The following is a 23,971-nucleotide window of genomic DNA, read 5'->3' as shown; positions in this document are numbered from 1 at the left end:
TCCCGGAACCCGACGCCCCGGAACGCGCGACCGTACCTACCCACTTCGCGCCACGCCGACCCGGTCACCGGGCACGGACGGGCGTGCCAGCCCCAGACCCTACCGTCCGTGATGGAAGTCGGCTCACGACGGTGAGGGGGTCACCTCGCCCAGCGGGTCGTCGGTCAGCGTCGGGTAGGGATCCTCACCGGTGAGTGACGGATCGGTGGTCGGTGTCGGTCCGGTGCGCTCGTCATCGATCGCGTTGCGCACCTTCACCGACACCAACGAGCCGGTGCACGCCGCCGCTGCGGGCTCGGCGGGCGTGGACGGCGCGGGCGCTCCGTCGATCGGCGGGGGCGTGCAGGTGCGGTCGCGTACCCACAGGTCGAGCGTGAGTTCGTCCCGGCGCCAGCAGGTGTAGCTGCCAGGGACCTTCTCGTCCGGGCAACGGTCGACCTTCCAGCGCCGCCACCCGTCCCCGGCCAGCGCCTTCTCGTAGACCGCGACGGTCTCCTTCCACCCCTGCTCCGACTCGACGGACCGTTCGCGCAGGCGGCAGTCCTGCAGGCACCAGCGGCTGCCGCTGACGTTGTCCACCGTGTTGCTCTGCGCCCAGGCGGGCACCGAGAGCTCGTCGAGGGTGTCGAAGACCGGGTCGCGGCTGAGCGTCCGCATCCCGAAGTAGAGCGGCACCGCACCCAGCAGCACGAGGCTGACCAGGGCGAGGATGCCCAGCCGCAGCCGGCTGCGCTCGCGCATCTGCCGGCGCAGCTCGGACCGCGCGCCACGCAGGCCACCGGCCTCCGCGCCGCTGTCGGCCGGTCCGGGACCGCCGGGCCGTGGCCCCGCCGGCTCCCCCGGGGGTACGACCACAGCCGCCCGGGCCGCCGCCGGTGTCGCCGGGCCGCCCGGTCCGGGCCGGCCCGTCTCCGGTCCGGGTGGTGTCGCCCGCCCGGCGGGCCGGTCGTCCGGCGCGACCGGACGGGCCACACCCGCGGCCGCGCGGGCGGCCACCGGCGCGCCGGGCGGCATCGGGGCGTCGCCCGCCGGTCCTCGGGCGCCGGGGGGCACCGGCGGTCGGGGCCCGGCGCCGGGCCGGGAGATGTCGTCGGGGCGGGCCACCCCACGGCCGTCGCCACCGGGTCCGGCCGGGCCGGCCGGAGCACCACCGGGACGGCCACCGCCGGCCGGAATCCCGCCCGTGCGATCGAGGTCGCCGCGCGGGCCAGGCTCGACCGGGCCGGCCGGTCCGCCACCGGGGACGGCGGCGACACCGGGACGGGCAGCGCCGCGGGCCGGGCCGGGCCGGGTGGACGGCGGGTCGGACGGCTGAGGCCGGGCCGGGGGCATGCCCGGGCCGGACTGGTCGGGGCGGGCCGCCGGTTCGGCGCGCGCCGGCACATCGGGGCCGGGCTGCCCCTGTCGCCGGGACGGCGTACCCGGTTCGGGACGCACCGGCGGCACGGCGACACCGGCCCGGCCGGTGGGGCCACCGGAACGGCCGGGCGGCTCCTCGGCGGCTGGGCCGGCCGGACGGCGGGTGACCGGCATGGCGGGGTCGGTGTGCGGCGAACGACCGGCCTGCCGCAGCCAGTCGGCGGGGCGTTCGGGCCGTTGCGGCCGCTGCTCACCGGCATCGTCACGGGCGGCCCGTCGGCCGGGCGTCTCGGCGGCGACACCGGGGCCACCCGGCTCGTCGGACGCGGCCCGCCGGGCGCCGGGTACCTCGGGTGCGCTCCGTCGACCGCCGGCCGTGTCGGGTGCGCCGCTCCGGCCGCCGGCCGTGTCGGGCGCGGAGCCGCGGCCGGCTGGCGCGCCGCGACGGCCGGTGGGCGAGGTCGGGCCGGTCGCCGGGCTGCCGGACACGGGCGCGCCCGGCACGTCCGGTGCGTTGCCGCTGCGCGGCACGACCGGGGAGCGATCCGGGGCGGCCCGCCGGCCGGGCGTGGCTGCGGGTTCGGCGCCGGGTGCGGGCAGGTGGTGACCGCCGGTGGGCTCGTCGTGCCGGGCACGGCGCCCGCCACCGGAGACCGGGGCGGCGTCCGGAACTGCTCGCCCGGCCGGCGCGCCGGGTGCGACGCCTTCCGGCGCGGCGCGGCGGCCGGCACCGGAGACGGGCCGGGTGCCGGGCGGAACACCGTCGGCACGCGCTCGGCGGCCCGCACCGGAGACCGGCTGGATGCCGGCGGTGTCGTCGGGGCGGGCCCGTCGTCCGGCGGGCGGCGGGATCGTCGGGTCGGCCGGGTGCGGGCCCTCGGGCCCGGCGCCGTGCCCGCCGCGGGGCGCCGGCGGTACGCGGGTGTCGCCGTCCGCGGAAGGCCGGCCCGCGTCGGCGGGCACGCGGCCGGGCGACGGCGCCCCCGACGGCGTGCGGGTGCCGGTGACCGGTGGCTGCTGACCGGTGGGTCCGTCCGGGCGGCGGCGGTACGGCGCATCCGGCGGACGCGGCGCCTCGGGCACACCCGGCCACGGACCGTCGACCGGGCGGCGCGGGGCGGCGGCTTCGGGGCCGCCGGGCCAGGGACCGTCGGCGGCCCGGCGCGGGGCACCCGGCTCGGGACCGCCGGGGCGTACCGGCGGGGCGGCGGGAGCGGGCGCGTCGGGGCGGCGCATGACCGGGGGACGCGGACCGTGACGGCCGCCGGGCGGCGTCTCCGGGCCGGGGCGACCGGCAGGCGCGTCCTCGACCGGCGGGCGGGCTCCCGGCGGCATCGCCCCCGCCGGACGCCCGGCGGCCGGGGGCGTGTCCATGCCGGGCCGGCCGGCCGGTGCGGCGATGTCCGCACCGGACCGTCGCTGCGGAGGAGGCGGGTCGATGCCCGGACGGCCGGGGGCCGGAGGGAGGTCGTTACCGGGTCCGCCGGTGCGGCCCGCGGCCGGGGGCGCCGCCGGTCCGGCACGGCCGGTCACGGGCGGCATCGTCGGGTCGGTGCGGCCGCCCGGAGCGGGCCCGCTCGGGTGAGGCCGGCCGGGAGCCTGGGGCGCGGCGGCCGGTGGCGGCACGGGACGGCCTGGGGCCTGCGGTGCGCCGGCCGATGGCGGAACGGGACGGCCGGGAGCCTGGGGCGCGCCTGCCTGGGGCGGCACGGGACGGCCGGGCGCCTGCGGGCCTGCCGGCGGCGGACCGGACCGGCCTGCGGGCGCAGGCGTACCCGGTTGACCGGCCGAGGGCGGCTGCGGGCCCGGTGCCGAGGGCGGCGCAGCCGGTCGGCCGGCGGGCGGCATGCCGGGGGCGGGGCCCGGCGCGGGGGCCGGGCGACGCGGCTCGGCGGCCGGCCAGGACGGGTCGGGGCCGGGGTGCGGCGCCGGGACGTCACCGTCCGGCCCGAGTTCACCGCCCTGGTGCTTGGCGGTGCGCAGGTCGTCGATCCAGCCGAGTTCCTCGCCGACGACAGTCGGGTCCAGCTCGGGCTCGGCCCGGCCGCGTCCCCATCGGCGGCCCTTGCCCCGCGGGTCGCGCCGCTCGTCGGGGCCGTCCGCCGGCCGCTCCGGACCACGCGCCATCACTACTGACCCCCCTCGGCGGCGTCGCTGCCGCCCTCACTCGCCCCGCTGGCCTGCTCGCCGCCCCCCACCCGGGCCCCGTTCGCGGTGGCCGGGGCGCCGGCCTCCGCCCGGGTCGCCGGAGCCGGCAGCCCGCGTACGATCCGGCGCAGCAGCGGCAGCCGGGTGGCCACCGCCCGCTCCGCGCCGTGCCCGCTGGGCTGGTAGTAGTCGGTGCCGACGAGGTCGTCCGGAGCGTACTGCTGGGTGACCACCCCCCGGTGGTCGTCGTGCGGGTAGCGGTAGCCGCGGCCGTGACCGAGGCCCCGCGCGCCGGAGTAGTGGGCGTCGCGCAGCCCGCGCGGCACCGGACCGCCCCGACCCGCGCGAACGTCGGCGACGGCGGCGCCGATCGCTGTGGTGGCCGAGTTCGACTTCGGCGCCGTGGCCAGATGGATGACCGCCTGGGCCAGGTTGAGCTGCGCCTCGGGCAGGCCCACGTACTCGACCGCGTGGGCGGCCGCGGTGGCCACTGTCAGCGCGGTGGGATCGGCCATGCCGACGTCCTCACTGGCGAAGATCACCAACCGGCGGGCGATGAACCGGGCGTCCTCACCGGCCACCAGCATCCGGGCCAGCCAGTGCAGTGACGCGTCCACGTCCGAGCCGCGCATGCTCTTGATGAACGCGCTCGTCACGTCGTAGTGGGCGTCGCCGTCGCGGTCGTATCGCACCGCCGCCACGTCGACCGCCTGTTCGGCCACCGCCAGGTCGATCCGGCCGGTGCCGAGCGCGGTAGCGGTGGCCGCGGCCGCCTCCAGCGCGGTGAGCGCCTTGCGCACGTCGCCTCCGGCGAGGCGGACCAGGTGGTCCTCCGCCTCCTCGGCCAGGACCAGCGCGCCGCCGAGTCCGCGCTCGTCGGCGACCGCGCGGCGCAGCAGGCCGCGGACGTCGTCGTCGTCGAGGGCCTGGAGGGTGAGCAGCACGCAGCGCGACAGCAAGGGCGAGATGACCGAGAAGTACGGGTTCTCCGTGGTCGCCGCCAGCAGCGTGACGGTCCGGTCCTCGACCGCGGCGAGAAGCGAGTCCTGCTGGGTCTTGCTGAACCGGTGCACCTCGTCGATGAACAGCACCGTCGGCGGGCCGCCGGACCGCCGCTGCCGGCGGGCGGTGTCGATCACGGCGCGGACGTCCTTCACGCCGGCGGTCAGCGCGGACATCGCCACGAACCGCCGGTCGGTGGCCCGGGCCACGAGGTGGGCGATGGTGGTCTTGCCGCTGCCCGGCGGACCCCAGAGGATCACCGACATCGGCGTCGCGCCCTCGACCAGCTGACGCAGCGGCGCTCCCGGCGCGAGCAGGTGTTCCTGCCCGACCAGCTCGTCGATGCCCGCCGGCCGCATCCGGACCGGCAGGGGCGAGTCCGCCCGGGCGTCGGTGAAGCCGTCGGCGCCGCCCGCGCCCGCGGGTGCGCCGGCCGGCTCGCCGAGGCTGAAGAGGGCGTCCGATTCCATCACGAAGACAGTACCGGGCCGGGCCGACGACGCCGGAATCGCGCCGCCGCCCCGGCCCGGGGTGGTCTTTTCCGGTCAGCCGCGACCCGGCCGCCGGCCCCGGTACCACCGGCCGCCACCGCCGCCGCGCGGGCCGGAGCCGACGCCGGCCAGGTAGAGCGAGAGCAGCAGGAAGCCGATGAGCATGAGGGTCGAGGTGCTGAACAGATCGGGGGCGCCGAGGTCGGTGTTCATGAAGTCGAGCAGCAGCGCGAAACCGAACACGATGGCCGCGAGAATGGCGAGCATGTCGTTCCTCCGGTGGGGGTTCCCAGCAGGTCGGCGACGGATGTACCCAATCGGTCTGTTCGTCAATCTCCACCGTGGAACAGGCGGTGCCTCAACCCTCGGTACCAGCGGGGATGCTCGTACGCTGGCGGAATGATCACGGTCGACGAATCGCTGACCGGGCGGGACGCGCTGCTCGACGCGGCCGGCCGCCACCCGTACGCCCGGCACGCGCTGCGGCGCGACCAGGCCGCGCGCGGATGGCGGCACGCCGGCGCGGTCGGATGGCTGCTCCCGCCGGGCGAGTGGTCGGCCGGCGGCGCGGTCGGCGCACCCGGCCCGGCGCTCGACGTCTTCGCCGCCCACCGGGCGGACGGGACGCTGCGGGCCGGTCAGTCGATCAACCTGTCGCACGCCGATCCGGACGAGGTGGCCGCGCGGCTGCCGGTGGCCCGGCTGACCGAGTGGGACTTCCTCTGGACGAGCGGCCCGCCGCCGCGCCGGCCGGAGCAGGAGCGGGTGGTACGCCTCACCGCCGCCGACCACTCCGCCCTGGCCGCGTTGATCGAGGAGGCGTTCCCGGCCACCACCTCGCGGCCGGGCGAGCCGGGCATCGTCGACTGGTACGGCATCCGCGACGGTGACCGCCTGCTCGCCTGCGGCGCCGATCGCAGCCGCGGCGACATCGGCTTCCTGGCCGGGTTGACTGTCGCGCCCGGGCTTCGCGGCCGAGGGCTGGGCGCGGCGCTGACCGCCGGGATGACGGATGCCCTGTTCGGCCGGTACGACACCGTGGCGCTGGGTGTCTACCCGGACAACGTGGGCGCGATCCGGCTCTACGGCCGGCTCGGCTTCACCGCCGCCGAACGCCGCACCTCCGTCAAACTCGCCTGACACGCGACGCCCCGACCGCGTGGGTGGAACGTCATGGGTGTCAAACGGCGTCCGAGACACCCATGACGTTCCACCCGGCCGGTCGGCTCAGTCGCGGCCGGCGGGAGCGGGCGCGGCCACCGCGGGGGCGGGGTCGAGGGGCGGGCCGGCGTGGCCGGGGCCGCCGCCCGTCACCTCCGGCGCCACCTCGACCGAAGAGCGGGCACGGCGGGCGGCGCGCCAGGCCGGCAGGTAGAGCGGCGCGGCCACGGCGAGCACCACCGCGCCGACGAACATCGCGACGCTGACGCTCGTGGCGTCGGCCAGCGCGGTCAGCGTGACCGCGCCGAGCGCGCCGGCCGGCTGGGCGGCCATCGAGTTCAGCGAGAGCACGCTGGTCCGGTACGGGCCGTCGACCTGCCGGTGCAGCAGTCCCATGTGCAGCGGGTTCGACGCGCCGTGCACGGCGTAGCAGGCGAGGTACGCGATGAGGATGCCGACCGGGCCGGCCAGCAGGCCCATGCCGACCACAGTCACGCCCTGCAGGATGCGCATCAGCGCGGCAGCGGGGGCGGCGCCGAGGCGGCGCAGCAGGAACGGGGTGAGCGCGGCGCCGGCGGCGTTGGCGAGCCAGGCCGCCGTACCGGCGGGGCCGAGCAGCGCCGCCGCGCGGGCCGGGTCGTCGAGCACCTCGGCGAGGCGTACCGGGAGCAGCGACTCGAAGGTGACCATGCCGAAGCCCCAGAACAGTTCGACGGCGACGAGGGCCAGCAGTACCCGGTTGCGGCGCAGCAGCCCGACGGCCTGCCCGACCATGCGGGGCGCATCGACCACCGAGGCGCGCAGCGCGGCCGGGCCGGACGCGGGCCGCCGCTCGGCCATCAGCGCGAGCAGCGCCACGATGGAGACGGCCTGGAGCACGGCGGCGACGATCACCGGCAGCGCGAGGGCGCTGACCGGGCCGATCGGACCGAGCGCGACCAGGCCGCCGCTGAGCAGGGCGCCCGCGCCGATGGCGACACCGACGACGGTGCCGGCCCAGCCGAGGCCGCGCTCGTACTCGGCCTTCGGGTCGACGGCGAGCGTGGCGTCGACGTACCAGGACTCCATCGGGCCGCTGTCGAGCGCCCGGTAGATGCCCTGCAGCGCCCAGACCAGGAAGAACATCCAGAACGAGTCGGCCACCGCCATCAGCGCCAGCGAGCCGAGGCCGACGGCCCAGGCCGCGACCAGCACCGGTTTGCGGCCGAGCGCGTCGGCGAAGCCGCCGGTGGGCAGTTCCAGCGCCAGCACCACGAGGCCCTGGGCGGTGGCGACCAGGCCGATCTGGGAGAGCGTGAGGCCGCGCTCCTGCATCAGCAGGATCATCACCGGCATGAGCAGGCCGCTCGGTAGCCAGCGCAGGCCGTACAGCGTGAGGTAGCGGATCCGGATCTGGCGTACGGACAGCGCGGTCACGACTTCTCCTCAGTGGACGGCGGGGTGGTCCGCGGCAACGCCGCGTCCATCGGGAAGGCGGCGAGGTAGAGCTGCACCGTCTCGGCGTCGGGGTCGTCCGGGTCGGTCTCGTCGCGGTGCCGCTCGAAGAGCGCGAAGACCTCCTCCTTGATGGCCTCCAGGCGGTCCACCGGGATCCGCATGAAGAAGTCGCCCATGCCGAACCCGTCGCGCCAGGCGGGCGACCACTGGTGCCGCTGGGCGAACCAGCGTTCGGCGTGCCCGGCGAAGAAGCGGACGTAGTCCGCCTCGATCCACTCGATCGCGGCGCGCGCGTCCGGGTCGTCGTCGAAGTCGCTCGACTCCCAGTTGGTGACGTCGTGCGCGGCCCGCCAGTAGCGCTGCCGGCCGGTGCCGAGGTCGGGGTCCTCGACCACGAGGCCGACCTCGGCGAGCTGGCGCAGGTGGTAGCTGGTCGCGCCGCTGTTGGTACCGAGCATCTCGGCCAGGGCGGTGGCGGTGGACGGGCCCACCACGCGCAGCGCCCCGATCAGCCGCATGCGCAGCGGCTGGGCCAGCGCGCGGACCTGGCGGTGGTCGATGCGTACGGTGCGCTCCTTCTTCTCCTCCATGCGATGCACAATATCTGTGCACACTTTCCATGCACAAGATGCTTGCAAAGATTCTGTGCAACTAGCCGTACAGCTCGGCGACGCCCCGCAGCCGGGTCCGCAGCAGCCCCGCCGCCCGGGTGGAGTCCAGCACCACCTCGCCCGGCCGGTGCAGCCCGGCGGCGGCGATGGTGGTCGTCCGCAGCCCGCCCGCGTCCGCCCCGTCGTGCCGGGCCACCAGCAGCCCCAGCTCGGCGCGGCTCACCGCGTCCGGCCCGGCCACGTTGAGCAGCCCTGCGTACTCGCCCGGCACCAGCTCCAGCACCGCGGCGGCGAGGTCGGCCACGTGCACCGGGCAGCGCAGCTCGTCGGTGAACAGCGTGGCCCGGCCGGCCAGCGCGTCCCGGCAGAGCTGGATCTGCTTACTGCCCTCCCCCACGATCAGCGACGTCCGCACCAGCGCCGCGCCCGGGTCCACCGCCCGCACCGCCGTCTCCGCCGCCGCCTTCGCCGCCCCGTACGGGTGCAGCGGCGTGGGCACGTCCTCGTCCGCATACGGCTTCGGACGCCCGGCGTGCAGCGCGTCGCTGGACAGGTGCACCAGCCGGGCACCCACCTCGGCGGCGGCGACCGCGATGTGGGCCGCCCCGTCCGCCGTGACCGCCCAGTCGTCGTACCGGTAGGGGGTGGCGACGACAGCGTCGGGGCGTACCCGGGTCAGCAGCTCACGCACGGCGGCGCGGTCGGTCACGTCGAGCCGGTGCGGCGCGACGCCGGGCACCGCGACGGCGGCGCGGTGGTACGTGCCGGCGACCCGGTGCCCGGCGGCGACCGCCTGCCGGCACACCTCGGTGCCGAGGAAACCGCTGGCTCCCACCACGAGCAGGTTCATGTCGTCTCCCCCGAAGATCGAAAAAGGCCCGCGTCATCATGACGCGGGCCAGTTCCGGAGAGCGAGGATCAGACGGGGTCGGCCACCGGGGCGGCCGGGCCGGCGGTGCCGGCGTGCGGGCCGGTCGGGGCCTTCGGCTTGGCGTCGATGCCGGCCTCGGCGCGCTGCTGCCCGGTGATCGGGGTGGGCGCGCCGGTCAGCGGGTCGAAGCCGCCCCGGGTCTTCGGGAACGCGATCACCTCGCGGATCGAGTCCGCGCCGGCCAGCAGCATGCAGACCCGGTCCCAGCCGAACGCGATGCCGCCGTGCGGCGGGGCGCCGTACTTGAACGCCTCCAGCAGGAAGCCGAACTTGTCCTGCGCCTCGTCGGCGGTGATGCCGAGCAGGTCGAACACCCGCTGCTGCACGTCGCCGCGGTGGATACGGATCGAGCCGCCGCCGATCTCGTTGCCGTTGCAGACGATGTCGTACGCGTAGGCCAGCGCCCGGTCCGGCGCGTCCTCGAACCGGTCCACCCACTCGGCGTTCGGCGAGGTGAACGGGTGGTGCACGGCGGTCCAGCCGCCCTCGTCCGTGCGTTCGAACATCGGCGCGTCCACGACCCAGCAGAACGCCCAGGCGCTCTCGTCGACCAGGTTCGACCGCTTGGCGATCTCGATGCGGGCCGCGCCGAGCAGCTCCTGCGCCTCGCGGGTGTTCGTGCTGGCGGCGAAGAAGACCGCGTCGCCCGGCTTCGCGCCGACCGCGTCGGCCAGGCCGGACAGGTGCGCCTCGGACAGGTTCTTCGCCACCGGGCCGCGCGGCTCGCCGGTCTCGGCGTCCAGCACCACGTACGCCAGGCCGCGCGCGCCGCGCGCCTTGGCCCAGTCCTGCCAGCCGTCCAGCTCCTTGCGGGTCTGCGACGCGCCGCCGGGCATGACCACCGCGCCGACGTAGCCGCCCGCGTCGATCGCGCCCGCGAACACCCGGAACTCGGTGCCGCGCAGGTAGTCGGTCAGCTCGGTCAGCTCGACGCCGTAGCGCAGGTCCGGCTTGTCCGAGCCGTACCGGGACATGGCGTCGTGCCAGGTGATGCGCGGGATCGGCCGGGAGATCTCGTAGCCGGCGAGGTCCTTCCACAGCGCCGAGACGATCGCCTCGCCCAGGTCGATCACGTCGTCCTCGGTGACGAACGACATCTCGATGTCGAGCTGGGTGAACTCCGGCTGCCGGTCGGCGCGGAAGTCCTCGTCGCGGTAGCAGCGGGCGATCTGGTAGTACCGCTCCATGCCGCCGACCATGAGCAGCTGCTTGAACAGCTGCGGCGACTGCGGCAACGCGTACCAGCTGCCGGGCTGCAGGCGCACCGGCACCAGGAAGTCGCGGGCACCCTCCGGGGTGGAGCGGGTCAGCGTCGGCGTCTCGATCTCCAGGAAGTCCCGCTCGTGCAGCACGCCGCGGGCGATCTGGTTGGCCCGCGAGCGCAGCCGCATGGCCTTGGCCGGGCCGCCCCGGCGCAGGTCCAGGTAGCGGTACTTGAGCCGGATGTCGTCGCCGGCCTCGATCTGGTCGTCCACCGGCAGCGGCAGCGGCGCGGCCTCGGAGAGCACCTCCAGCGCGGTCGCGGTCACCTCGACCTCGCCGGTGGGCAGGTCCGGGTTCTCGTTGCCCTCCGGGCGGCGGGTCACCTCGCCGGTGACCTTGACGCAGAACTCGTTGCGCAGCGCGTGCGCGTCCTCCTCGCGGAAGACCACCTGCACGACGCCGGAGGCGTCACGCAGGTCGACGAAGATGACACCGCCGTGGTCGCGCCGGCGGGCCACCCACCCGGCGAGCGTCACCGTCGAGCCGGCGTCCGCGGCGCGCAGGCTTCCGGCATTGTGGGTACGGATCACGGCTGGCGTCTCCTCAATCTGGTCCACTCACTGCTCCCCCGCATTCTGTCAGGGCGGGCGGGCCCGCTCCCGGGCACCCGTCGAGCCGGTCCGCCTCGGCGGTGGCGAAAGCGCCCTGCGGGCCGGGTCCGGCGGTCTACCGTGACCGGGTGCGTGCCGTACCGAGCTGGGCCGTGGCCACCGCGGCCGCCGCGCCCGCGCTGCTGGTGGCGGGCTGGACGGTGGCGGGCGCCCGCCAGGGGCCGGGGTACGACCCGGTGCGGGACACGATCAGCGAGCTGGCCGGCGAGGGCGCCACCGATCCGTGGCTGATGGGCGGCGCGCTGGTACTGCTCGGCTGCTGCTACTGCGCCACCGCCGCCGCGCTGCACGCCGCCGGGCTGCCCAGTCGCTTCCTGCTCGCGGTGGGTGGGGTGTCCACCGTCGCGCTCATCGCGTTCCCCCGGCCGCAGGTGGGTGGCTCCCCGGCGCACGGCGTGGTGGCCACCGTGGCGGTGCTCGCGCTGTCGCTGTGGCCGGCCGGTACGGCGCTGCGGCTGCCCCGCAGAGTGCCGCGCGAGGTGGCCGCCTCCCCGGCGGGCCGGCCGCCGTGGGCGTTCCGCCGGCCGGTGGCGCTGGCCGTGACGGCCGTCCTGCTGGCGTTGTTCGGCTGGTCGGTGGCCGAGGTGACGGGCGGCTCCCGGACCGGGCTGGCCGAGCGGGTGGCCGCGCTCGCGGTGACGCTCTGGCCGCTGGCGGCGGTGCTGTCCGCCCGGCGGGCCCACCGGCACTGGACGGCCCAGCCGGCGGAGCCGCCGCGCCCGGACGGGCCGCCGGTCGGTCCGGGCCGCCTCGGAGCGGGCGCCTGACCGGGTACGCGGAACGGGCCGCCGGGTGACCGGCGGCCCGTCCACTGCGGTGCGCGGATCAGAAGACGCTCACGCCGTAGCGGCTGAGCGCCTCGGTGACCGGCTGGAAGTAGGTCGTGCCGCCGGAGGAGCAGTTGCCGCTGCCGCCGGAGGTGAGGCCCAGCGCGGTGGTGCCGCTGAACAGCGAGCCGCCGCTGTCGCCGGGCTCGGCGCAGACGTTGGTGCGGATGAGGCCGGAGACGCTGCCCTCGGCGTAGTTCACGGTCGCGTTGAGCGCGGTGACGCTGCCGCTGCGCAGGCCGGTGGTGCTGCCGGAACGGCGGACGGACTGGCCGACGTACGCGTTGCCGGCCGAGGTGATGTCCTGGAAGCTGCCGTTGTAGAGCGAGACGTTGCCGGCCGCGTTGGCCGAGTTGCTGTGCCGGACGATGCCGTAGTCGTTGCCCGGGAAGCTGGTGCCGGTCCGGGTGCCGAGCACGGTGGTGCGGCTGGAGTTGGAGTACCAGGTCGAGCCGATGTTGGTGCAGTGCCCGGCGGTGAGGAAGTAGTACGTCGAACCGCTACGCACGTTGAAGCCGAGCGAGCACCGGCCGCCGCTGGCGTAGATCGCCTGGCCGCCGGAGATCCGGGTGCTCAGCGTGCCGGCCTCGGCCTCGATGCGGATCGCGCCGTTGTGCCGGGCGGCGGCGGCCTTGACCCGCTCCAGCTTGGCGCCGGTGACGGTGCTGTCGACGGAGACGACGACCTGGTTCGTGGCCGGGTCGGTCCACCAGGCGGTGCCGGGGATCTTCGCGGAGCGCTCCAGCTCGCTGGTGGCGGCGTTGAGCTTGTCCGCGCCGCGCGCCACGATCTTCGGGATGGCGCCGGCGTCGCGCACCTGGCGGGCGGTCGCGGTGTCGGTCACCGTGACGATCATCTTGCCGCTGGCGTCGGCGTACGTCCCGGCCGCGCGGGCGCCGAGCTTCTCGACGAGGGTGGCGGCGGCGTCCGGCGAGAGGGCCGTGGGGGCGGCCTGCGCGGGTGCGCCGAGCAGCGAGCCGGTGACCAGGGTGCCGGCGACGGCTACTGCGGCGGCGCGGCGGAGCGTGGACCTCGTGGGTCGCATGTAACAACCTCCGAATGGGGGTGAACGGGCGCTGTCATGGGGGCGCGCCCGAGGACAACCCGGGCGACCTGGGGAAACCGCCCGGGTGCCCAAAGTATTCACACATTTAAGATCGTAAGCAAGACATGGCTTTGCCCGGATTCGCACCAGCGCCCGATGTAACGCCGGAGCAACAACATCGACATCATCTGTCAGAGCCGATTCAGAGGTTGCGGCTGCGGGCCCCCGGGCCCGGGCGGGGCAGCACGTCCCGCGCCTCGGTGATCTCGTGCCCCTCGGCGCAGCGCAACGCGACCCGGACCTCGGCGCCGCAGTCGCGGTGCGCGACGCTCAGCGGCGAGCCCTCCGGGTCGGCCAGGTAGCGGTCACCCCAGCCGAGCACCGCGACGAGCACGGGCCACAGGTCCAGGCCCATCTCGGTGAGCCGGTACTCCTGGCGCGGCCGACTGCCCGGCTCGCGGTACGGCACCCGGCGCAGCACGCCGCGCTCGACGAGCATGGCGAGCCGGTTGGTGAGCACCTGGCGCGGGATGCCGGTGCGCACCCGCATGTCGTCGAACCGGCGTACGCCGTTGAAGACCTCGCGCAGCACGACCAGGGTCCACCGCTCGCCGAGGATCTCCATCGCGCGCGCGATGGTGCAGTTCTCCACCGACCAGTCCAGTGCCGCGGGTCTCATGCCGCCAGGCTAGGTCTGATTGACAGACTCAGCAACGCGCTGCGAGGCTGAGTCCATGACGCAGACGCAGGAGCGCACCCGTACGTTCACCTGGTCCGACCCGGCGGCCGGCGCCGCACACCTGGGCCGGCGCAGCGGCCTGGAACTGATGCAGGCGATGATCGTCGGCGAGCTGGCCGCGCCGCCGATCATGCACCTCGTCGACATGTCCCGGATGGAGGCCGAGGAGGGGCGCGTCGCTGTCGAACTGCTGCCGCAGGAGTTCCACTACAACCCGCTCGGCACCGTCCACGGCGGCGTCCTCTCCACGCTGCTCGACACCGCCGCGGCGTGCGCCGTGCACACCACGCTGCCGGCCGGGGTCGGCTACACGTCGCTGGACCTCAACGTGAAGTTCCTGCGCCCGGTGACAGTCGACACCGGCACGCTGCGCTGCGAGGGCACCGTGCTCCAACGGGGCCGCCGTACCGCCCTGGCCGAGGCCCGCCTGACGGACCCGGCCGACCGCCTGGTGGCCCACGCCACCTCGACCTGCCTCATCTTCCCCCTCCCCTGACCGCCGCCGCCCCTGTTCTCGGCGATCTTGCAGTTTCGGCCCCCGCAGTGCCGGTTTCGCGGCATTCGCGGGGGCCGTAAGTGCAAGATCGCGCGGGAGTGAGGGGCGGGCGTCAGGCCTTGGCGGCGGTGCGGGCGGCTCGGGCGGCGCGGCGCTCCTCGAAGCGGGACGCCTGGGTCTCCAGGGTGTCCAGGTGGGCGGCGATCTGGTCGCGGGCGGCCTCGCCGTCGGCGTTCAGGCCGGTCACGTCGAACAGGTTCCACTGGCGCAGCACCGGCATCACCACCTCGTCACGGTGCTGGCGCAGGTCGTAGATCCCGGCCAGCGCGATCGCCACCGACTTGCGGGCGAAGCCGTCGATGCCGACACCCGGCATCTGGAAGTTGGCGAGCACGTCGGCGACGGCACGCATCGCCTGCGACGGCGCCAGCTCGAACGCCGCGCCGAGCAGGTTGCGGTAGAAGACCATGTGCAGATTCTCGTCCGCCGCGACCCGGGCCAGCAGCGCCTCGCACGTCGGATCGCCGGTGGCCCGGCCGGTGTTGCGGTGCGAGATGCGGGTCGCCAGTTCCTGGAACGACACGTACGCCAGCGAGTGCAGCATCTCCTGGTCGTGGACGTTCTGGTAGCCGGCCGACATGTGCACCATGCGGGCCCGCTCCAGCGCCACCGGGTCCACCGCCCGGGTCACGGTCAGGTAGTCGCGGATCGCCGTGCCGTGCCGCCCCTCCTCGGCGGTCCACCGGTGCACCCAGGTGCCCCACGCGCCGTCACGCCCGAACAGGGTGGCGATCTCGTGGTGGTACGAGGGCAGGTTGTCCTCGGTGAGCAGGTTGACGATCAGCGCGGTACGCGCCACCTCGGGCAGCGTCGAGTCCTCCGCCGACCAGGCCTCGCCGCCCAGCGGGCCGTCGAAGGTGCGGCCCTCGCTCCACGGCACGTACTCGTGCGGGAACCACTCCTTGGCCAGCGACAGGTGGCGGTCGAGGTTCTTCTCGACCACCGGCTCGAGTTCGGTGAGCAGAGCGGTCTGGCTGAGCACGGTCACGACGTTCTCCCTACGGTGGCGTAACTTACGCCACCGTAGGTCGAAACGCCTTCAGACGCCAGTGCCGGCCGGGCCGACCAGCGGCTTCAGGTCCGCCCGGGGCGGCGTCCACTCGCCCGCCGCGGCCGGCACCTGCTCGCCGGAACGGATGTCCTTGACCTCGTCGCCGTCCGCGCCCGGGAACCAGACGTACGGGATGCCACGCCGCTCGGCGTACCGGATCTGCTTGCCGAACTTGGCCGCCGACGGGGACACCTCGGTCGGCACACCGCGCGAGCGCAGCGCCGCCGCTACCGCGTCGCTGGCTGCCCGGTCCTCCTCGGCGGTGACCGCCACGAGCACGCAGGTCGGCACCGAACGGGACACCGACAGCGCCTCGGCGCCGAACAGCAGACCGAGCAGCCGGGTCACCCCGATCGAGATACCCACGCCGGGGAAGCGGACGTTGCCGGAGCTGGCCAGGTTGTCGTACCGGCCGCCGGAGCAGATCGAGCCGAACCGCTCGTAGCCGATCATCTGCGTCTCGTAGACCGTACCCGTGTAGTAGTCCAGGCCCCGCGCGATGCGCAGGTCGGCCACGCAGAGGCCGGGCGCGTGCGCGGCGGCGGTCTCCACCACGGCGGTCAGCTCCGCGACGCCCTCGTCCAGCAGCGGGTCGCTCACCCCGAGGCCGCGCACCGCGTCGGCGAAGGAGGCGTCCGGCGCGGAGATCTCGGCCAGCGACAGCACGGCCTTGGCCTGCGCCTCGCTCGCCCCGGCGGTGCTCGCCAGCAGCTCCGTCACCCCGGCCGGGCCGATCTTGTCGAGCTTGTCGACGGCGCGCAGCGCCGCCTCGGCGTCGGTCAGCCCGATGCCCCGGTAGAAGCCCTCGCAGATCTTGCGGTTGTTGACCTGGATCCGCACCGGCGGGATCGGCAGCGACCGCAGGGCGTCACCGATGACCAGCGGCATCTCGGCCTCGTAGTGGGCCGGCAGGGTGTCCCGGTCGACGATGTCGATGTCGGCCTGGAGGAACTCCCGGTAGCGGCCCTCCTGGGGGCGCTCACCCCGCCACACCTTCTGGATCTGGTAGCGGCGGAACGGGAACTGGAGCTTGCCGGCGTTCTCCAGCACGTAGCGGGCGAACGGCACGGTCAGGTCGAAGTGCAGGCCGAGCGCGTCGTCACCGGCCGGACCGTCGGTGTCGGCCTGCAACCGGCGCAGCAGGTAGACCTCCTTGGAGGTCTCCCCCTTGCGCAGGAGCTGGTCCAACGGCTCGACCGAACGGGTCTCCAGTGGGGCGAAGCCGTACAGCTCGAACGTGGCGCGGATCCGGTCGAGCACGAACTGCTCGATCATCCGCTGCGCCGGCGTCCACTCGGGGAAGCCGGAAATGGGCGTGGGCTTGCTCATCACGAACTCCTTGAGAACCCGCGCGGGCGCGGGTGAGGGTCTAGAGGCCTCGGGTGGGCGCGGCCGGGCGCGCGCCGCCGGTGCCCGCCACCTCGACGAGGTACGGGTTGGTCGCGCGCTCGCGGCCGATCGTGGTCGCGGGGCCGTGGCCGGGCAGGACGACCGTGTCGTCGGCCAGCGGGAGCACCTTCTCCCGCAGGCTGGACAGCATCCGGGGCATGCTGCCGCCCGGCAGGTCGGTACGGCCGATCGAGCCGGCGAACAGCACGTCACCGGAGAGGCAGATCTGCTCCGCCTCCCAGGGCGAGCCGGCGCCGGGCAACCGGAACAGCACCGACCCGCCGGTATGGCCTGGTGCGTGGTCGACGGTGATCTCCAACCCGGCCAGCGACAGCGTCGCGCCGTCGGTCAGCTCGGCCACGTCGTCCGGCTCGGCGTACGGCAGCCGGCCGCCGAACAGCTGGGTCAGGTCCATCGACAGCGCCTTGCTCGGGTCGGCCAGCAGCTCCCGGTCGTCCGGGTGGACGTACGCGGGGATGCCCCGCGCGCCGCAGACCGGGGCGACGGAGAACGTGTGGTCGAGGTGGCCGTGGGTGAGCAGCACGGCGGCCGGGTGCAGGCGGTGCTCGGCGAGCACGGCGTCGAGCCGGTCGAGCACCCCGATGCCGGGGTCGACCACCACGCACTGCTCCCCCGGAGCGGTCGCCACCACGTAGCAGTTGGTGCCGAAGGCGTCCGCGGGAAAGCCGGCCACGAGCACGTCGCTCCCCTTTCCGTCCGGTCGTCGTCCCCCTGCAGCCTAGTCGCAGGGGCCAGCGGGTTCCGTCCGCCACCGGCCCGTCCGCCCCGGCCGGTCTGAGACGGCGGGACCTCGTACACCACATTCACAGTCGCTACCCGTACACTCTGGCGGGCGTGTGGCGTGGCGCACCCCGATCGGAACGGCGGACGGCGCCCGGCGCCGGCGGCGATCAGGCAGAGGAAGGGGAGCGCGCGTGGCTTCCAGCAGGGACCGGCAGCGCAAACTGGCGCGCGCCAAGCTCGACCGGCAGCTCGCCCGGCGGGCGGCGGCCGCGAAGCGGCGCCGGCAGATCCGGGCCGGCGTGGGCGCCGCGGTGGTGCTCGTACTGATCGTGGCCGGCTCCGCCTGGGCGCTCGGCGCGTTCGACTCCGAGCCGGAGAAGAAGACCGCCGACGACGTCTGCCTCTGGACCGCGCAGGACGGCGCCGTCAACACCAACCTCAAGGACGTCGGCGAGCCGCCCACCACCGGCCTGCCCACCTCCGGCACCCGCCCGATGACGATCACCACCAACCAGGGTGGGCCGATCACCGTCGAACTGGACCAGACCGACGCGCCGTGCGGCGCGGCGAGCCTGAGCTACCTGGCCGGCCGGTCGTTCTTCGACAACACCACCTGCCACGAGATCACCGCCGAGGGCGCGCTGCGCTGCGGTGACCCGACCGGCACCGGCCTCGGCGGCCCGACCTACTCGTTCTACGACGAGAACGTTCCGGCCGCGGCGGAGCCCAGCCCGTCGGCCTCGCCGGCGCCCGGGCAGCCGGCGACGTACCCGAAGGGCACGGTCGCCATGATCGGCAACCCGCCCGGCAGCAACGGCAGCCAGTTCCTGATCTTCTTCAAGGACGCCAGCCCGGCCAAGCCGGCCTACTCGGTGGTCGGCAAGGTCACCGGCGGGCTCGACGTGGTGGAGAAGATCGGCGCCATGCCGACGGTGGACAATGGCAACGGCGCCAAGGTCAAGCCGAAGACGCAGGTGCTGGTCCAGAGCGTCACCGTCGGCGAGCCCGGTGCGGCGCCGGCCGGCAGTCCCGCGCCGTCGCCCAGCGCCAGCGCGGGCTGAGAACACAGGCGAGCAGGCGGCGGGCCGTCGGCTGACCCGGCGGCGCGCGTGCCGAACCCATACGCAGCAGGTGAGGAGTGACCGTGACGTCCACCAGAGACCGCCAGCGCGCGGCGGCGCGGGCCAAGCTCGAGCGGGAGATGGCGGAACGGGCCGGCCGGGCCCGTAAGCGCCGGCAGACCCAGGCGATCGTCGGGGCCGCGGCGGTGCTGGTGCTCGTCGTAGCAGGCACGGTCTGGCTCGTCGCCGCGCTCGGCGACGACGACGACGAGCAGGGCACCACCGCCGCCGCCGGGGCCGTCCAGTGCGCGTACACGGAGGTGCCAAAGGAGGGCCGTCCGGCGCAGATCAAGGACGTCGGCCTGCCGCCGGCCCAGCAGCCGGGCAAGGGCACCCAGACGATGACCATCGACACCAACCTGGGCCCGATCACCGCCAAGATCGACCGCACCAAGGTGCCCTGCACCGCCGGCAGCTTCACGCACCTGGCGAGCAAGGGCTTCTTCGACAACACCAAGTGCCACCGGCTCGTCACCGAGGGCATCAAGGTGCTCCAGTGCGGCGACCCGAGCGCCACCGGCAAGGGCTGGCGGGACACCGACGGCACCGGCGGCCCGTCGTACAACCTGGCCGAGGAGAACCTCCCCACCGACAAGCGCCCGCCGTACCCGGAGGGTGTCATCGCGATGGCCAACTCCGGCCAGCCGGGCAGCACCGGCAGCCAGTTCTTCATCGTGTACGGCGACTCGCCGCTCGACCCGAACTACACCGTGCTAGGCACCATCACCGGCGGCATGGACGTGGTGAAGCAGGTCGCCGCGGCCGGTGACGACGGCGCGTTCGCCAAGCAGGCCGGCGGTGGTCACCCGAAGAAGGAGATCACCATGACCAAGGTGACGATGAGCCCGGTCGAGGGCGGCTGACCGCACCCGTACGACGACGAAGCGCCCGCCGGCTGATCGCAGCCGGCGGGCGCTTTCGCGTGCGTGGTGGCTCAGGCCCCCGAGGTGACCCGGTACGCGTCGAACACGCCGTCGACCTTGCGGACCGCGGCCAGCAGGTGCCCGAGGTGCTTCGGGTCGGCCATCTCGAAGCTGAACCGGCTGACCGCCACCCGGTCGCGGGTGGTGGTGACGGTCGCGGAGAGGATGTTCACCCGCTCCTCGGACAGCACCCTCGTCACGTCGGCGAGCAGCTTGTGCCGGTCCAGCGCCTCGACCTGGATGGCGACCAGGAACGTGGAGGCGGAGGTGAGCTTCCAGCTCACCTCGACCACCCGCTCGGGCTGGGCGCGCAGGTCCTCGGCGTTGGCGCAGTCGTCCCGGTGCACGCTCACCCCGCCGGAGCGGGTGACGAACCCGAACACCGAGTCCGGCGGTACGGGCGTGCAGCAGCGGGCCAGCTTGATCCAGACGTCGCTGACGCCGCGGACCACCACACCCGGGTCGGCGCTGCTCTGCCGGCTGCGCGGCGGCCGGGTGGCGACGGCGGTCTCGGCGATGTCCTCCGCCGCGCCCTCCTCGCCGCCGTAGGAGGCCATCAGCTTCTGTACGACCGACTGCGCGGAGACCTGGCTGTCGCCGACCGCCGCGTACAGCGAGGCCACGTCGGCGAGGTGCAGGTCCCGGGCGATCGCCATCAGCGCGTCCGAGGTGAGCATCCGCTGCAACGGCATGCCCTGCTTGCGCATCGCCTTGACGATCGCGTCCTTGCCGGCCTCGATCGCCTCCTCGCGCCGCTCCTTGTTGAAGTACTGGCGGATCTTCGTACGCGCCCGCGGGCTCTTGACGAAGCCGAGCCAGTCCTGCGTCGGCCCGGCCGTGTCGGACTTCGACGTGAAGATCTCGATCACGTCGCCGTTCGACAGCGTCGATTCCAGCGGCACCAGCTTGCCGTTCACCCGTGCGCCGATGCACTTGTGCCCGACCTCGGTGTGCACCGCGTACGCGAAGTCGACAGGCGTCGACCCGGTCGGCAGCGGGATGACGTCGCCCTTGGGGGTGAAGACGTACACCTCCTGGCTGGACAGGTCGAACCGCAGCGCGTCCAGGAACTCGCTCGGGTCGGCCGCCTCGCGCTGCCAGTCCAGCAGCTGCCGCAGCCACGTCATCTCGTCGATGTGCGCCGGCGGGCCCACCACCGGGGTGCCCTTGTGCTCCTTGTACTTCCAGTGCGCGGCGATGCCGAACTCGGCGGTGCGGTGCATCGCGTACGTGCGGATCTGCATCTCCACCGGCTTGCCGGTGGGCCCGATGACAGTCGTGTGCAACGACTGGTACATGTTGAACTTGGGCATGGCGATGTAGTCCTTGAACCGGCCCGGCACCGGCTGCCAGTTGGCGTGGATGACCCCCAGCGCCGCGTAGCAGTCCCGAACCGTGTCGACCAGGATCCGCACACCCACCAGGTCGTAGATGTCGTTGAAGTCGCGCCCCCGCACGATCATCTTCTGGTAGATCGAGTAGAGGTGCTTCGGCCGGCCGGTCGTCTCCGCCTTGATCTTGGCGGCCTTCAGGTCGGTGGACACCTTCTGCGTCACCTGACGCAGCAGCGCCTCGCGCTGCGGCTGATGCTCCCCGATCAGCCGGTTGATCTCCTCGAACCGCTTCGGGAACAGCGTGCCGAAGGCCAGATCCTCCAGCTCCCACTTGATCGTGTTCATACCGAGGCGGTGCGCCAGCGGGGCCAGGATCTCCAGCGTCTCCTTGGCCTTCTGCTCCTGCTTCGGGCGGGGCAGGAAGGTCAGGGTCCGCATGTTGTGCAGCCGGTCGGCCAGCTTGATCACCAGGACCCGGGGGTCCTTCGCCATCGCCACGACCATCTTGCGGATGGTCTCGGCCTTGGCCGCGTCGCCGAGCTTGACCTTGTCGAGCTTGGTGACGCCGTCGACGAGCAGCGCGACCTCACCGCCGAAGTCGGCGCGCATCGCATCGAGCGTGTATTCGGTGTCCTCGATGGTGTCGTGCAGCAGCGCCGCGACCAGCGTGGTGGTGTCCATGCCCAGGTTCGCCAGGATGGTCGCCACGGCGAGCGGGTGCGTGATGTAGGGGTCGCCGGACTTGCGGTACTGCCCCGAGTGCCACCGCGCGGCCGTGTCGAACGCGCGCTGCAGCAGCCGCGCGTCGGCCTTTGGGTGGTTCTCCCGGTGCGTCGCGATCAGCGGCTCCAGCACCTCGCTGACCTGCGAGGTCTGCCAGGGCGCGTTGAACCGGGCCAGCCGGGCGCGTACCCGCCGGCCGGTGGGCGCGTTGGAGAGGGCGAAGCCGCTGCCGGGCGTGGATTCGGTGGAACCCTCGGTGGGGAACGGCACCACGACCGCCCCGCCGTCGGCCGTCGCGTCGGACGCGCCGCCGGTGGCGCCGGTCGCCCGGGCCGGCGGGTTGCCGCTGCGCTCGGTCACCGAGCCGTCCGCGTCGCCTGTCGGGTGCACCGTGCCCTCCACCGGAGGGACGACATCGTGGGACACCGGCCTCCTCACCGCTCGCCGGGATGCGCCGGCCGTCCGGCCGACGTCTGGTTCAACCGGCCCGGAGGCCGGTCTTGTTCCACGCGGTCACCGGGGCCGGGCCCCGGCGCCTTCGCCGCTCCGGACAGCTCGGCCGGGGCGGGCAAAGGGCAATGCTACCCGTACGCAGGGTACGCCACCGCTCCCCCGGACGGTCGGCGCCGACCGGCCCGACCGGCGCGGCCTGGTCAAACGGTCAGCAGGGCATGGACCGGACGCTGGGCCAGCCGCTTACGGCCCTCCAGGAAGCCCAGCTCCAGCAGCACGGTGAACCCGGCCACCGTCCCGCCGGCGCGTTCCACCAGGTCGAGCGTGGCCTCGGCGGTGCCGCCGGTGGCGAGCACGTCGTCGAGCACCAGCACCCGGTGGCCGGCGGTGAAGGCGTCCTGGTGCACCTCCAGCGTCGCCTCGCCGTATTCGAGGGCGTAGGACGCCGAGTGCGTGGCGCGGGGCAGCTTGCCGGCCTTGCGCACCGGCACCACGCCCACGCCGGTGGCGTACGCGACTGCTGCCGCCAGCACGAACCCGCGCGCCTCGATGCCGGCGACGGTGTCGAACGAGTCCGGCCCGTGGTACGCGATGATGCCGTCGATCACCGCCCGGAACGCCTCACCGTCGGCGAACAGGGGCATCAGGTCCTTGAACACGACACCCGGCTTGGGGAAGTCCGGCACGTCCAGCAGCCGGTTGGCGACGAGCTGGGCGACCTCCGGGCCGCTGTCTCCCCGTACCCCTGTGGTGTGGGTCTCCGTCACGGTTCGTCCCATGTCCTCTCGAAACGACGACGGCGTCCGTCATGCCGTGACAACAGCATGACGGACGCCGTCGGACCGATTCCGTCCGGCCCCGCGGTCAGCGGCGCTTGCCGCCGGGCCGGTTGCCGCCGCCCCCGGCGGGACGGCCGCCACGGGCGCCGCTGGGGCGCTTGCCCGCGGGCCGGGCGCCCACCTTGGGTGCGGCGCCGGCCAGCGCGGCCGCCTCCGGGTCGATCGGCGCGTCGGCGGCCGGCGCGGTCGCCGGCCGACCCTTCGGCGTGATCTCGCCCTTGGCGATCGCGGCCCGGCGGGACAGCACACGCTTGTTGTGCGCGCTGATCCGCGGGTCCATGTTCTTCAGCAGCACCAGCAGCGGCGTGGCCAGCAGGATCGAGGTCAGGAACGCCACCGCCATACCGACGAACAGCACCAGGCCGAGGTCCTTCAGCGTGCCCGCGCCGAGCAGGCCGGCGCCGATGAAGAGCAGACCGCCGACCGGCAGCAGCGCCACCACCGAGGTGTTCAGCGACCGCATGAGGCTCTGGTTGAGCGCCAGGTTGGACGCCTCGCCGTAGGTGACGTTGTTGTTCGCGGTGATGCCGCGTGTGTTCTCCTGCACCTTGTCGAAGACCACCACCACGTCGTAGAGCGCGAAGCCCAGGATCGTGAGGAAGCCGATGATCGTCGACGGGGTGACCTCGAAGCCGACGAGCGAGTAGATGCCGGCGGTCAGGGCCAGGTTGGTCAGCAGCGAGACGATCGCCGCGACCGCCATCCGCCACTCGAAGCGCAGCACCAGGTAGATCGACACCACCGCGATGAAGATCAGCAGGCCGAGGAAGGCGCGGGAGGTGACCTGGCTGCCCCACGCCTCGGAGACCTGGCTGCCGCTGATCTGGTCGGCCTGGATGCCGAACTCCTGCGCCATCGCGGTCTTGGCCGCGTTGGCCTGCTCCGCGGAGAGCTGGCCGGTCCGCATCTCGTAGAACTCGCCGCTGGTGCCGCCGACCTTCTGCGCGCTGACCACCTCGACGCCTGGCGCCTCGTCGGCCAGCACCTCGTCGACGACCTGCTCGGCGCGGTCCAGCGTGCCGACGCTCGCCGGCACCTGGAACGAGTTGCCGCCCGCGAACTCGATGCCCAGTTTGAAGCCGTTGATCGCGAAGCTCAGCACGGCGATCAGCACGAGCACGCCGGCTACGCCGAACCACAGCTTGCGCCGCCCGACGATGTTGAGATCCGCCTCGCCCCGGTAGAGCCGGGCGGCCAGACCGCTCTTAGCCAT

The 23,971-nt window shown here is 74.2% G+C and carries 20 protein-coding genes; 5 read left to right on the top strand and 15 right to left on the bottom strand.

Features of this window, described 5'->3' with window-relative positions:
• Positions 1-123: 123 nt before the first annotated feature.
• From O7611_RS08985 to O7611_RS08975, 3 genes are all read right to left on the bottom strand, one after another.
• Positions 124-741, bottom strand: coding sequence for a hypothetical protein (locus O7611_RS08985; protein WP_135243889.1), 618 nt, complete (start codon positions 739-741; stop codon positions 124-126).
• Positions 742-3,488: 2,747 nt separating this feature from the next.
• Positions 3,489-4,979 carry a replication-associated recombination protein A gene (locus O7611_RS08980; RefSeq protein ID WP_194802885.1) on the bottom strand — a complete coding sequence of 497 codons (1,491 nt, stop codon included), beginning with the start codon at positions 4,977-4,979 and terminating at the stop codon, positions 3,489-3,491.
• 75 nt (positions 4,980-5,054) lie between these two features.
• The gene (locus O7611_RS08975) at positions 5,055-5,267 is read right to left on the bottom strand and encodes a hypothetical protein (protein ID WP_018785054.1); all 213 of its coding nucleotides are present in this window, start codon (positions 5,265-5,267) and stop codon (positions 5,055-5,057) included.
• 132 nt (positions 5,268-5,399) lie between these two features.
• Between O7611_RS08975 and O7611_RS08970 the strand changes: the two genes are divergently transcribed.
• Positions 5,400-6,140 carry a GNAT family N-acetyltransferase gene (locus tag O7611_RS08970; RefSeq protein ID WP_269696562.1) on the top strand — a complete coding sequence of 247 codons (741 nt, stop codon included), beginning with the start codon at positions 5,400-5,402 and terminating at the stop codon, positions 6,138-6,140.
• A gap of 87 nt (positions 6,141-6,227) precedes the next feature.
• Here the strand turns inward: O7611_RS08970 and O7611_RS08965 are convergent, their stop codons facing one another.
• From O7611_RS08965 to aspS, 4 genes are all read right to left on the bottom strand, one after another.
• Positions 6,228-7,577, bottom strand: a complete 1,350-nt coding sequence (locus tag O7611_RS08965) for an MFS transporter (RefSeq protein ID WP_194802887.1) — start codon at positions 7,575-7,577, stop codon at positions 6,228-6,230.
• The gene (locus tag O7611_RS08960) at positions 7,574-8,188 is read right to left on the bottom strand and encodes an ArsR/SmtB family transcription factor (RefSeq protein WP_194802888.1); all 615 of its coding nucleotides are present in this window, start codon (positions 8,186-8,188) and stop codon (positions 7,574-7,576) included. Before O7611_RS08960 ends, O7611_RS08965 begins: the two co-directional genes overlap by 4 nt.
• Positions 8,189-8,249: 61 nt before the next feature.
• Positions 8,250-9,059 carry an SDR family oxidoreductase gene (locus O7611_RS08955; RefSeq protein WP_269696561.1) on the bottom strand — a complete coding sequence of 270 codons (810 nt, stop codon included), beginning with the start codon at positions 9,057-9,059 and terminating at the stop codon, positions 8,250-8,252.
• 68 nt (positions 9,060-9,127) lie between these two features.
• Positions 9,128-10,933, bottom strand: a complete 1,806-nt coding sequence (aspS, locus tag O7611_RS08950) for an aspartate--tRNA ligase (RefSeq protein ID WP_194802939.1) — start codon at positions 10,931-10,933, stop codon at positions 9,128-9,130.
• Positions 10,934-11,082: 149 nt separating this feature from the next.
• On the opposite strand from aspS, the gene O7611_RS08945 reads away from it, so the two are divergent.
• Positions 11,083-11,781 (top strand): DUF998 domain-containing protein, encoded by a 699-nt coding sequence (locus O7611_RS08945; RefSeq protein WP_269696560.1) that lies wholly within the window; start codon positions 11,083-11,085, stop codon positions 11,779-11,781.
• A gap of 58 nt (positions 11,782-11,839) precedes the next feature.
• On the opposite strand, the gene O7611_RS08940 is transcribed toward O7611_RS08945, so the two are convergent.
• Together O7611_RS08940 and O7611_RS08935 are read right to left on the bottom strand one after the other, a co-directional pair.
• Positions 11,840-12,886: a S1 family peptidase gene (locus tag O7611_RS08940; RefSeq protein ID WP_269696559.1), complete on the bottom strand. Its 1,047-nt coding sequence runs from the start codon at positions 12,884-12,886 to the stop codon at positions 11,840-11,842.
• A 202-nt stretch (positions 12,887-13,088) separates the two neighbouring features.
• A complete protein-coding gene (locus O7611_RS08935) occupies positions 13,089-13,565 on the bottom strand; it encodes a winged helix-turn-helix transcriptional regulator (protein WP_194802892.1) in 477 nt (158 codons plus the stop codon).
• Between the two features lie 55 nt (positions 13,566-13,620).
• Here O7611_RS08935 and O7611_RS08930 point away from each other — a divergent pair, with 55 nt between their 5' ends.
• The gene (locus O7611_RS08930) at positions 13,621-14,121 is read left to right on the top strand and encodes a PaaI family thioesterase (protein WP_194802893.1); all 501 of its coding nucleotides are present in this window, start codon (positions 13,621-13,623) and stop codon (positions 14,119-14,121) included.
• A 112-nt stretch (positions 14,122-14,233) separates the two neighbouring features.
• Here the strand turns inward: O7611_RS08930 and O7611_RS08925 are convergent, their stop codons facing one another.
• Genes O7611_RS08925 through O7611_RS08915 form a run of 3 tightly spaced genes read right to left on the bottom strand, consistent with a single transcriptional unit; the run spans position 14,234 to position 17,321 of the window.
• Complete coding sequence (locus O7611_RS08925; protein ID WP_269696558.1) at positions 14,234-15,169, bottom strand: acyl-ACP desaturase; 936 nt, start codon at positions 15,167-15,169, stop codon at positions 14,234-14,236.
• Positions 15,170-15,220: 51 nt separating this feature from the next.
• Positions 15,221-16,561 (bottom strand): histidine--tRNA ligase, encoded by a 1,341-nt coding sequence (gene hisS / locus O7611_RS08920; RefSeq protein ID WP_194802895.1) that lies wholly within the window; start codon positions 16,559-16,561, stop codon positions 15,221-15,223.
• A 40-nt stretch (positions 16,562-16,601) separates the two neighbouring features.
• On the bottom strand, positions 16,602-17,321 hold the full coding sequence (locus O7611_RS08915; protein WP_194802896.1) for an MBL fold metallo-hydrolase: 720 nt from the start codon (positions 17,319-17,321) through the stop codon (positions 16,602-16,604).
• 235 nt (positions 17,322-17,556) lie between these two features.
• Between O7611_RS08915 and O7611_RS08910 the strand changes: the two genes are divergently transcribed.
• Both O7611_RS08910 and O7611_RS08905 read left to right on the top strand, forming a co-directional pair.
• Positions 17,557-18,426, top strand: coding sequence for a peptidylprolyl isomerase (locus O7611_RS08910; RefSeq protein WP_194802897.1), 870 nt, complete (start codon positions 17,557-17,559; stop codon positions 18,424-18,426).
• 83 nt (positions 18,427-18,509) lie between these two features.
• Entirely contained in the window at positions 18,510-19,349 is an 840-nt protein-coding gene (locus O7611_RS08905) for a peptidylprolyl isomerase (protein WP_194802898.1), read from the top strand.
• A 71-nt stretch (positions 19,350-19,420) separates the two neighbouring features.
• Here the strand turns inward: O7611_RS08905 and O7611_RS08900 are convergent, their stop codons facing one another.
• From O7611_RS08900 to secF, 3 genes are all read right to left on the bottom strand, one after another.
• Positions 19,421-21,892: a RelA/SpoT family protein gene (locus tag O7611_RS08900; RefSeq protein WP_370585018.1), complete on the bottom strand. Its 2,472-nt coding sequence runs from the start codon at positions 21,890-21,892 to the stop codon at positions 19,421-19,423.
• Positions 21,893-22,119: 227 nt separating this feature from the next.
• Positions 22,120-22,686 carry an adenine phosphoribosyltransferase gene (locus tag O7611_RS08895; RefSeq protein ID WP_194802899.1) on the bottom strand — a complete coding sequence of 189 codons (567 nt, stop codon included), beginning with the start codon at positions 22,684-22,686 and terminating at the stop codon, positions 22,120-22,122.
• A gap of 97 nt (positions 22,687-22,783) precedes the next feature.
• Positions 22,784-23,971, bottom strand: a complete 1,188-nt coding sequence (gene secF / locus O7611_RS08890) for a protein translocase subunit SecF (protein ID WP_269696557.1) — start codon at positions 23,969-23,971, stop codon at positions 22,784-22,786.

Source organism: Micromonospora sp. WMMC273 (assembly GCF_027460285.1).
Classification (GTDB): Bacteria; Actinomycetota; Actinomycetes; order Mycobacteriales; family Micromonosporaceae; genus Micromonospora; species Micromonospora aurantiaca.
The sequence above is the reverse complement of the archived record's forward strand: the minus strand, read 5'-3'. Positions and strand labels throughout refer to the sequence as shown.

What these genes read in the sequence shown, in the direction of transcription:
- secF (WP_269696557.1), bottom strand. Translation starts at nt 23,971, where the DNA reads ATGGCTAAGAGCGGTCTGGCCGCCCGGCTCTACCGGGGCGAGGCGGAT.
- O7611_RS08975 (WP_018785054.1), bottom strand. Translation starts at nt 5,267, where the DNA reads ATGCTCGCCATTCTCGCGGCCATCGTGTTCGGTTTCGCGCTGCTGCTC.
- O7611_RS08980 (WP_194802885.1), bottom strand. Translation starts at nt 4,979, where the DNA reads ATGGAATCGGACGCCCTCTTCAGCCTCGGCGAGCCGGCCGGCGCACCC.
- O7611_RS08985 (WP_135243889.1), bottom strand. Translation starts at nt 741, where the DNA reads ATGCGCGAGCGCAGCCGGCTGCGGCTGGGCATCCTCGCCCTGGTCAGC.
- O7611_RS08930 (WP_194802893.1), top strand. Translation starts at nt 13,621, where the DNA reads ATGACGCAGACGCAGGAGCGCACCCGTACGTTCACCTGGTCCGACCCG.
- O7611_RS08970 (WP_269696562.1), top strand. Translation starts at nt 5,400, where the DNA reads ATGATCACGGTCGACGAATCGCTGACCGGGCGGGACGCGCTGCTCGAC.
- hisS (WP_194802895.1), bottom strand. Translation starts at nt 16,561, where the DNA reads ATGAGCAAGCCCACGCCCATTTCCGGCTTCCCCGAGTGGACGCCGGCG.
- O7611_RS08940 (WP_269696559.1), bottom strand. Translation starts at nt 12,886, where the DNA reads ATGCGACCCACGAGGTCCACGCTCCGCCGCGCCGCCGCAGTAGCCGTC.
- O7611_RS08960 (WP_194802888.1), bottom strand. Translation starts at nt 8,188, where the DNA reads ATGGAGGAGAAGAAGGAGCGCACCGTACGCATCGACCACCGCCAGGTC.
- O7611_RS08935 (WP_194802892.1), bottom strand. Translation starts at nt 13,565, where the DNA reads ATGAGACCCGCGGCACTGGACTGGTCGGTGGAGAACTGCACCATCGCG.
- O7611_RS08955 (WP_269696561.1), bottom strand. Translation starts at nt 9,059, where the DNA reads ATGAACCTGCTCGTGGTGGGAGCCAGCGGTTTCCTCGGCACCGAGGTG.